The sequence below is a fragment of the Chromobacterium sphagni genome, assembly GCF_001855555.1.
Classification (GTDB): Bacteria; Pseudomonadota; Gammaproteobacteria; order Burkholderiales; family Chromobacteriaceae; genus Chromobacterium; species Chromobacterium sphagni.
On record NZ_MKCT01000024.1, the window covers coordinates 20,695 to 28,444 of the forward strand.

The 7,750-nt window shown below is 59.8% G+C and carries 8 protein-coding genes and 1 pseudogene; all 9 read left to right on the forward strand.

Going from position 1 to position 7,750, the window contains the following annotated elements; all coding sequences use genetic code 11:
- The first annotated feature begins 3 nt into the window (after positions 1-3).
- The 9 genes and pseudogenes from BI344_RS22965 (at position 4) to BI344_RS12225 (ending at position 7,511) form a co-directional block, all read left to right on the forward strand.
- On the forward strand, positions 4-123 hold the full coding sequence (locus BI344_RS22965; RefSeq protein ID WP_083370194.1) for a GpE family phage tail protein: 120 nt from the start codon (positions 4-6) through the stop codon (positions 121-123).
- Positions 120-3,650, forward strand: a complete 3,531-nt coding sequence (locus BI344_RS12205; RefSeq protein WP_071113221.1) for a phage tail tape measure protein — start codon at positions 120-122, stop codon at positions 3,648-3,650. The genes BI344_RS22965 and BI344_RS12205 overlap by 4 nt, the downstream gene beginning before the upstream one ends.
- Positions 3,651-4,109 (forward strand): phage tail protein, encoded by a 459-nt coding sequence (locus BI344_RS12210; protein ID WP_204378124.1) that lies wholly within the window; start codon positions 3,651-3,653, stop codon positions 4,107-4,109. It abuts the gene before it with no gap.
- Positions 4,106-5,320 carry a phage late control D family protein gene (locus BI344_RS12215; protein ID WP_241499334.1) on the forward strand — a complete coding sequence of 405 codons (1,215 nt, stop codon included), beginning with the start codon at positions 4,106-4,108 and terminating at the stop codon, positions 5,318-5,320. The genes BI344_RS12210 and BI344_RS12215 overlap by 4 nt, the downstream gene beginning before the upstream one ends.
- 228 nt (positions 5,321-5,548) lie before the next feature.
- Positions 5,549-5,980: an aegerolysin family protein gene (locus BI344_RS22970; RefSeq protein WP_083339094.1), complete on the forward strand. Its 432-nt coding sequence runs from the start codon at positions 5,549-5,551 to the stop codon at positions 5,978-5,980.
- A 72-nt stretch (positions 5,981-6,052) separates the two neighbouring features.
- Positions 6,053-6,253 (forward strand): hypothetical protein, encoded by a 201-nt coding sequence (locus BI344_RS23915; protein WP_139166947.1) that lies wholly within the window; start codon positions 6,053-6,055, stop codon positions 6,251-6,253.
- 76 nt (positions 6,254-6,329) lie between these two features.
- Positions 6,330-6,512 (forward strand): type II toxin-antitoxin system HicA family toxin, encoded by a 183-nt coding sequence (locus BI344_RS22975; RefSeq protein ID WP_071112973.1) that lies wholly within the window; start codon positions 6,330-6,332, stop codon positions 6,510-6,512.
- A gap of 73 nt (positions 6,513-6,585) precedes the next feature.
- Positions 6,586-6,995: pseudogene (locus BI344_RS12220) on the forward strand (type II toxin-antitoxin system HicB family antitoxin).
- Positions 6,996-7,181: 186 nt separating this feature from the next.
- Positions 7,182-7,511, forward strand: coding sequence for a hypothetical protein (locus BI344_RS12225; RefSeq protein WP_071113222.1), 330 nt, complete (start codon positions 7,182-7,184; stop codon positions 7,509-7,511).
- The last annotated feature ends 239 nt before the right edge of the window (positions 7,512-7,750 follow it).

Consider the following 7,750-nt stretch of genomic DNA (forward strand, 5'->3'; position numbering starts at 1 on the left):
GCCATCGCCGACATTGCTACCGTGTTCCACTGGCCGCCCGCCGCCTATGACGCCATGCCGCTGGCCGAGCTGGCCAGCTGGCGCGAGCGCGCCCGCCTTCGATCAGGAAACGCCGACGAATGAGCAAGCTAAAACTGGAAGTCGTCCTCGCCGCCGTGGACAAGCTGACCCGGCCCTTGAAACAAGCGATGGCCGGCAACAAGGAGCTGGCGCGCGCCGTGAAGCAAAGCCGCGACCAGCTCAAGGCTCTGGACAAAACTCAAGAGCAAATCGGCAGCTTTGCCTCCTTCAAGCGGAAAGTACTGGAGTCCACCAAGGCGCTGGAAGACAACCAGAAGCAAGTCAACACGCTGGCACGCCAGATGAAAGAGGCCGAAGCGATAGGCAATCCGACCATCGCCCGCCATCAAGAAGCCAAAGCCGCGCTTGAGAACATGAAGGCACTCCACAAGGAGGCGAGCAAGCAAATCTCGGCAGAGAAAGCGCTATTGGCCGTGAGAAATGGTGAGCATGCCTACACTGTGAACCGGATAAAGGCATTGCGCATTGAGGCCGAAAGAGACCCGTCGGGAACCATAGCAAAGCAACGTAATGCATTAATCGCAGAGCAGCATCGGCGATTGGAAAACATCCACGAAATCGAAAAGAAGATTGGTTCGCTCCAAAATCAAAAGCGAACTTCCGGCTTGCAAATCAAGCAAGACATGAGAGGAATGGACGCTTTGAAGAAGGCTGCGGAAGCCGCAGAAAAGCCTATCAAGGAGCTATCGAAAGAATTTGAAGAAGCGATAAAAACCTCCAAATCGCTCAAGACTCAACATGGAAAGGAAACTGAGCAACTGGAGCAGATGCGCCGCGGGTTAATGGCCGCAGGCATTCAATCCACGGGTTTTGCCTCCGCACAAGCCAAGCTTAAGGGACAGATCAGCCAAGCCACTGCCGCACTTGAAAAGCAACAAGCCGCCCTTGAGCGGGCGAACCAACGCCAACAGCGGCTAATCGCCGCCCAGGAGCGTTACACCAAAACCATGGCGACCCGCGACAAGGTAGCCGGCGCAGGTGGCAAGATGCTGGCCGGCGGCGCGGTCATCGGCGCAACCATGGCTGCGCCGGTAATGGCGTTTGCCCAAGCAGAAGACAGCGCCACTCAGCTGAAAGGCGCGATGATGCGCGCTGGCGGCGTGGTCCCGCCGGAATTCGAGCAAATCAACCGCCTGGCGGAAAAGCTGGGCGACCGCCTGCCCGGTACGACTTCCGACTTTCAGGACATGATGACGATGTTGCAGCGCCAGGGCATGAGCGCTAAGGCGGTGCTAGGCGGCCTGGGTGAAGCCACCGCCTACCTGGGCGTGCAGCTGAAGATGACGCCAGAGGCCGCCGCCGAGTTCACGGCCAAGCTTCAAGACGCCACCCGCACCAGCGAAAAAGACATGATGGGTTTGGTGGATATGATCCAGCGCGGCTTCTATGCCGGCGTGGACTCCACCAACATGCTGGAAGCCTACAAGGGCTTGGGCGCCGCCATGGACATGGTGAAGGTTAAAGGGCTGGAAGGGGCGAAAGCCTTCGCGCCGTTCGTGGTGATGATGGATCAGGCTGGTATGCGCGGCGAGTCCGCCGGCAACGCCATTCGCAAAGTCATCGCCGCCAGCCTGAACGTGGACAAAATCAAAAAAGTCCAGAAAGCCTTGCGGAAGGAAAAAGGCATTGCGCTGGATCTTGACTTCACCAACGACAAAGGTGAGTTCGGCGGCCTGGACAAGATGATGGCTAGGCTGAGCCAGCTGAAAAAATTAGACACCGTCAACCGCATCGCGGTGCTGCAGGACATCTTCGGCACTGACAAAGAAACCAGTGAGGTCATATCCAAGATCATCGAGAAGGGCAAAGGCGGTTACGACGATGTGGTTCAGAACTTGGCCGAGCAAGCCAGCCTGCAGGAACGCGTCAATCTACAGCTGGGCACCCTAAAAAACCTATGGGATGCCGCGTCCGGCACCTTCACCAACGCGATGGTCAAATTCGGCGAGGCCATCGCGCCGGAAACAAAGGCCGCCGTCGAATGGATTGGCCAACTGTCGGAACGGCTGAGCGGATGGGCCAAGGCCAACCCCGAGCTGGCCAATACCCTGATGCGTGTCACCGCCTTCACTGGCATCGCCCTGTTGGCCGTGGGCGGACTGGCATTGGCGATTGCGGCACTACTCGGCCCGCTCGCGCTGGCCCACCTCAGCCTGTCCACCTTGGGCATTCGCGCCGGCGGCCTGGCCGCGCGCTTCGGCGGGCTGGGCGGCGCGGCCGGCAAGACTGGCCATGCGATGAAGGCAGGCTGGGCCACCGCGGCGAAAGCGGCCAAGGGCGCCGGCCAGGTCATCGCCACCGCCTGGAGCAATTCCAACCCGCGCGAGCCGTTGAAACGGCTGTGGGAAATGACCAAGGGCCTGAAAACCACCCTGCCGGCGGCGATGCGCGCCAGCATCAGCAAAAGCCGCGAACTGGCCAGCAACGTCAGCAACAAGTTCAAGGCCGGCAAGCTCGCCGTCTATAAGTACACCGCCGCACTGTGGCGCGCCGTTGCCGCCCAGCTGGCGCTGGCGCGCGCCAGTGCAGGGTCAAAACTCGGCGCGGTAACGCAGTACATCAAAACCCGCGGCGTCAAAGGCATGGCCATGGATGGCCTCAAGGGCGGCGGCAAGCTGATCGGCGGTGGCCTGGCCGCCGCGGCGTCCGGCGCGGTGAGCGCCGTCATGGGCATTGGCCAGGCGCTGATATTCGTCGGCCGCTTGGCCATGGCCAACCCCATCGGTCTAGTCATTGGCCTAGCCGCCCTGCTCATCTACAAGTATTGGGAACCAATCAAGGCATGGTTCAGCGGCTTTTGGGAGGGGCTGAAAGAAGGGCTGGCACCGTTGGGGGCGATATTCGATCAAGTCTTTGCCGCCATCGGCCCGGCGCTGGAACCGTTGCGCCCGGTATGGGACTGGCTGGTCGGCGCATTCAAGACCGCATGGGAATGGGTATCCAAGTTGTTGGGACCAGTGGACGCCAGCAAGGAAAGCCTGGACAAGGCCGCCGGCGCCGGCAAGGGCTTCGGCAAAATGTTGGCGGGGCTGATCGTCATCGGCGCGGAGCTGGCCGCCAAGTTCGTGACAGTGGGCCTGGACATCATGTCCGGCATCGTCAGCGGCATCAAAAAGGGCATCGTGTGGGTCAAGGACGCCATCCTGGGCGTGGGCGAGCTGTTGCCGGAATGGCTGCGCAAGAAGCTGGACATCCATTCGCCGTCCCGCGTGTTCGCCACCATCGGTGGCTACACCATGGCCGGGCTGGAACAGGGTATCGACAAAGGCCAGGCCGGGCCGCTGGCCGCCGTGCAGTCCGCGGCGAAGAAGATCACCGCCGCCGGCGCCGGCATGGTGCTGGCCACCGCGCCGGCGATGGCCGGCCAGCTGGACACCCGCCCGCCGCTGCGCGCCCATGCGCCGGCCGTCGCCGCGCCGGCCAGCTTCAACATCACCATTCACGCCGCGCCCGGCATGAACGAGCAGCAGTTGGCCGCGCTGGTGCAACGCCAAGTAGCGCAGGCGCTGGCCAATGCCCAAAACCAACAGGCCGCGCGCCAGCGCAGCCGCCTGGGAGACTTCGACTAAATGCTATCCCTTGGCCCGATCAAATTGCCGATGATGGCGCTGGGGCTGTTCGTCTTCATGATGGACACCCTGCCCTATCAGGATTTCAAACAGCGCTACGGCTGGCGCTGGCCGTCCAATAGCCGCGTCGGCGCGCGGCCGTCCTATCAGTTCCTGGGCGTGGACGAGGAAACCATTACCCTGTCCGGCAGGCTGATGCCGGAGCTGACCGGCGGCGACACCGCGCTATCCCTGCTCAAGCTGATGGCGGACCAGGGCAAAGCCTGGCCGCTGATCGAAGGCACCGGCACCATATACGGCTTCTTCGTGGTGGAAAGCCTGGAGGTTTCCCGACAAGAGTTTTTCAGCGACGGCAAGGCGCGCTGCATCGACTTCACCCTGTCGCTGAAGCGCACCGACGACAGCCTGCTGGACGCCCTGGGCGCGCTCACCCGCAGCGTGCTGGAGCTGGCGGCATGAGCCTGATAGACGACGCGGCCGGCGCCGGCGGCCAGCTCTACCAACAGGGCGCCGACATGCTGGGCGGCGTCGGTGACATGTTGGGCGACACCCTGGGCGGCATCGGCGGCGCGCTAGGCCAGCCCAAGCGGCCGGCCTGCCGCATCGTGCTATCCGGCAAGGACATCACCGCCAAGCTGGAGCCACGGCTGATCAGCCTGAGCCTGACCGACAACCGCGGATTCGAGGCGGACCAGCTAGATATCGTGCTGGACGACAGCGACGGCAAGCTGGACATCCCGGAACGCGGCGTCACCGTCAGCGTGGCCATCGGCTGGGCCGGCCAGGCGCTGGTGGACAAGGGCAGCTACATCGTTGACGAGGTGGAATACACCGGGGCGCCGGACACCCTCACCCTCCGCGCCCGCGCCACCGATCTGCGCGCCGGCATCGCCACCAAGCGGGAAAAGAGCTGGCACAAGACCACCTTGGGCGCCATCGTGCAGGCCATCGCCAAGGCCAACGGCCTGACGCCGGCCATCCCCGCCTGGCTGGCCAGGCAGAAGGTGGAGCATATCGACCAGACCAGCGAGAGCGACGCCAATCTGCTGACCCGCCTGGCCAAGCAGTACGACGCCATCGCCACCGTGAAGGCCGGTCGGCTGATCTTCTGCAAAGCCGGCGACGCCGAAACCGTCACCGGCCGCCCCTTCCCCGCCTGCCTGATCAGCCGCCGGAGCGGCGATAACCACCGCTTCAATGTCGCCGACCGCAACGCCTATACCGCCGTCAAAGCCTACTGGCATGACGTGCGCGGCGCGAAAAAGGGCGAGGTGATCGTGGACGCGAACACCAAGTTTGAACGCCGCGCCGCCGTCACCAAGCTCGGCCGCAAGAGCAAGCGCACCAAGCTGACGGCGATACAGCAGAAAGGGATGGAGCCGAGCAGCCAAAACGTGAAGGTGCTGCGCCATGTCTACGTCAGCGAGGCGACTGCCCTGCAAGGTGCCAAGGCCGCCTGGCAAAAGCTGCAGCGCGGCGTAGCGGAATTCTCCATCACCCTGGCCGAAGGCTGCCCGGAGCTATTCCCCGAGCTGCCGGCCCAGGTGCAAGGCTTCAAGCCCGTCATCGACGCCACCGGCTGGGTATTGAAGAAAGTCACCCACCAGCTGGGAGACGGCGGCTACACCACGGCGCTGGAGCTGGAGGCAAGGCTGAAAAGTATCGACTAACTTAATGAAACTTCTTTATGGGTTTTCCAAATCGAAATTGACATCTGAGTGCAACTCAGAACGGAATCAATATTTAGATACTGAAGCACCTAATGCAGGACCATGACAAAACCTGCCAATTAGTACAGTATAATACATACACTTACAGCATAATCAAACAGCATGATCTATAAAAGTTCAGGGGTATCAATCCCACATGACTTTTCCAACTATTCTTAAGGATTTACCATGGCCTATGCTCAGTGGGTGGCAATTACGATTGTTCCTGACAACTATACAGTTACTATCAAAAATGTGGCCCATTCCTGGGGTAAGTTCTATGCAGAAGGCAATAAAGACGAGGAAATTCCAGCCAGTCAAATCGAAGGCCAAGTAATTACTGAAGACGACACTTACACAATCTATGCTTGCGGCCGTGAAAATGCCTCATCTGGCACTGAGGGGTCTTTTGATATTTATGATGGATCAACCAAGGTTGGCACATATACTTGGGATTGTCCCTGGGGATCAAAAGAAAATAGTTCAAACTTCAGCCCTGCCGGCGCTCAGCCTCCCTATAACCGCTACATCACTGAGCCATCTGGCGCGAATTTGGACAGCGGAGCGCTGGGCAATGTGACCCTTGAAACCATGAAGAAAAAACGTCAAAAACAAGCGTGAACCCCCAAAAAAACCACACAGATTGGTTATGAAAATTGCCGTTAACTTTTACAAGTTAACGGCAATTTTCATTTGACACACCCCAATACCATAAAAGCTGTGCCCAATCGGATTGATCGTCACCACCTCAGCATCTTCTGTCACACACCAACCCATAAAACCAACCATCCAAATCACTGGCAGGGTATTGAAGATGATCACGCATCAGCTGGCAGTGGCGGCTACACCACCGCGCTGGAGCTGGAGGCGCGGCTGGAAGATGTGGTCGGATGATAAATAACCCCAGAGTTATTGACACGCCACCCTCTCAGGGTTATAGTAACCCCATCAACAACGAAACAAGGGCAGGATGAATAGTCGGGAGTTCATAAGGATGCTGATGGATGACGGGTGGTTTGAAGTTGCCTGCAAGGGTAGTCACCACCAGTTCAAGCATCCCACCAAACCCGGCCGAGTAACAGTCAAGCATCCCACCAAAGATTACAAAATCGGAACGTGGAATAGCATGCTGAAACAAGCCGGATTGAAGTGATGAAGCAGCCAGCCCCGCAAGGGTTGGCTTTCCTGCCAAGCATCAGCCCGCTACAACCAAGGGAACCAAGACCATGTTGTTTCCAATCGCCATCGAGCCGGGCGACACCGACCACGCCTACGGCGTGATCGTGCCAGATATCCCAGGATGCTTCTCCGCGGGTGATACCCTGGATGAAGCCATGAGCAGCGCAAAAGAGGCCATCGACCTGCACCTGGAGGGGCTGGACGAGGACGACGCCATCATCCCCACTGCTGGACGGTGCAGGCCCACTCCGCCAATCCTGAGTACCAGGGCTTTATCTGGGCAGTGGTGGAGGTGGACATTACCCGCTATTTGGGCAAGGCCACCAAGATCAATGTCACGCTCCCGGCAAACCTGATCCGCCGCATTGATGACTTTGTTGGCGCCCATCCTGAGTACGACAGTCGCTCCGGCTTCCTGGCTCGGTCCGCGCTGAAGGAACTTCAGCAGTCCGCATAGGGCCGTCCACCATCGCCAGTGGATAACCCTGTGCGCAACCGCCGTCAGGGCAATGACAAAGCGCCTCTCACTGGAGGCGCTTATTTTTTGAGCGGATGTTGTGGCCGGTGCCCGCACAACAGCGCAGCCCGCCGCCAGGCGGCCGGCGCGGCTACAGTAGGCGCATCCAAATGCCGGAGCGCTCACATGGACTTTAGCCGCCTGAACCAATATGCCGCCCTGTCCGACGATGACTTGAACGAAGCCATCGCCGCCAGCTACTGGCGCATCCCCGACGAAGTGCGGGACGCGCCCTACTTCCATCATCCCCACTACTGCCGCGACTGGTTCGAGTCGGCCAAGATCGTGTCGGACATCGCCATGAATCGGGGCGATGAGGTGCGGGACGCTTTCGATGCTGCCTTGTCCTGTTTGGTCAGCGGCAGCACCCGCCCGCATAAAGTCCTGTTGATCAGCGCACCGCGTGAGGTCTGCATGGCGGCGCTGTTTGCGGTTCAACACAAATCAGCGCTTTGAGTCAGCGCAAACCAGCATGCTCCCGTCCAACTTGGTCGGCCCAACGGAATATTGGGCGATTTCTCCGGTTGTCTCGGATGTCACATCTCCAACAATACGTCAAGACGAAAGGTGCGGGTGGCATTGCGGCTCAAGCAAAAGCCTTGGAAATATTCGTCATCCAGAACGTTCACCACTACGCGGCGGTCGGAGTAATCTCCCTTTGAATCGCGGTAGGTAAGCGAATGGTATCCAACGTG

What these genes read in the sequence shown, in the direction of transcription:
- BI344_RS12225 (WP_071113222.1), top strand. Translation starts at nt 7,182, where the DNA reads ATGGACTTTAGCCGCCTGAACCAATATGCCGCCCTGTCCGACGATGAC.
- BI344_RS12215 (WP_241499334.1), top strand. Translation starts at nt 4,106, where the DNA reads ATGAGCCTGATAGACGACGCGGCCGGCGCCGGCGGCCAGCTCTACCAA.
- BI344_RS22970 (WP_083339094.1), top strand. Translation starts at nt 5,549, where the DNA reads ATGGCCTATGCTCAGTGGGTGGCAATTACGATTGTTCCTGACAACTAT.
- BI344_RS12205 (WP_071113221.1), top strand. Translation starts at nt 120, where the DNA reads ATGAGCAAGCTAAAACTGGAAGTCGTCCTCGCCGCCGTGGACAAGCTG.
- BI344_RS22975 (WP_071112973.1), top strand. Translation starts at nt 6,330, where the DNA reads ATGAATAGTCGGGAGTTCATAAGGATGCTGATGGATGACGGGTGGTTT.
- BI344_RS12210 (WP_204378124.1), top strand. Translation starts at nt 3,651, where the DNA reads ATGCTATCCCTTGGCCCGATCAAATTGCCGATGATGGCGCTGGGGCTG.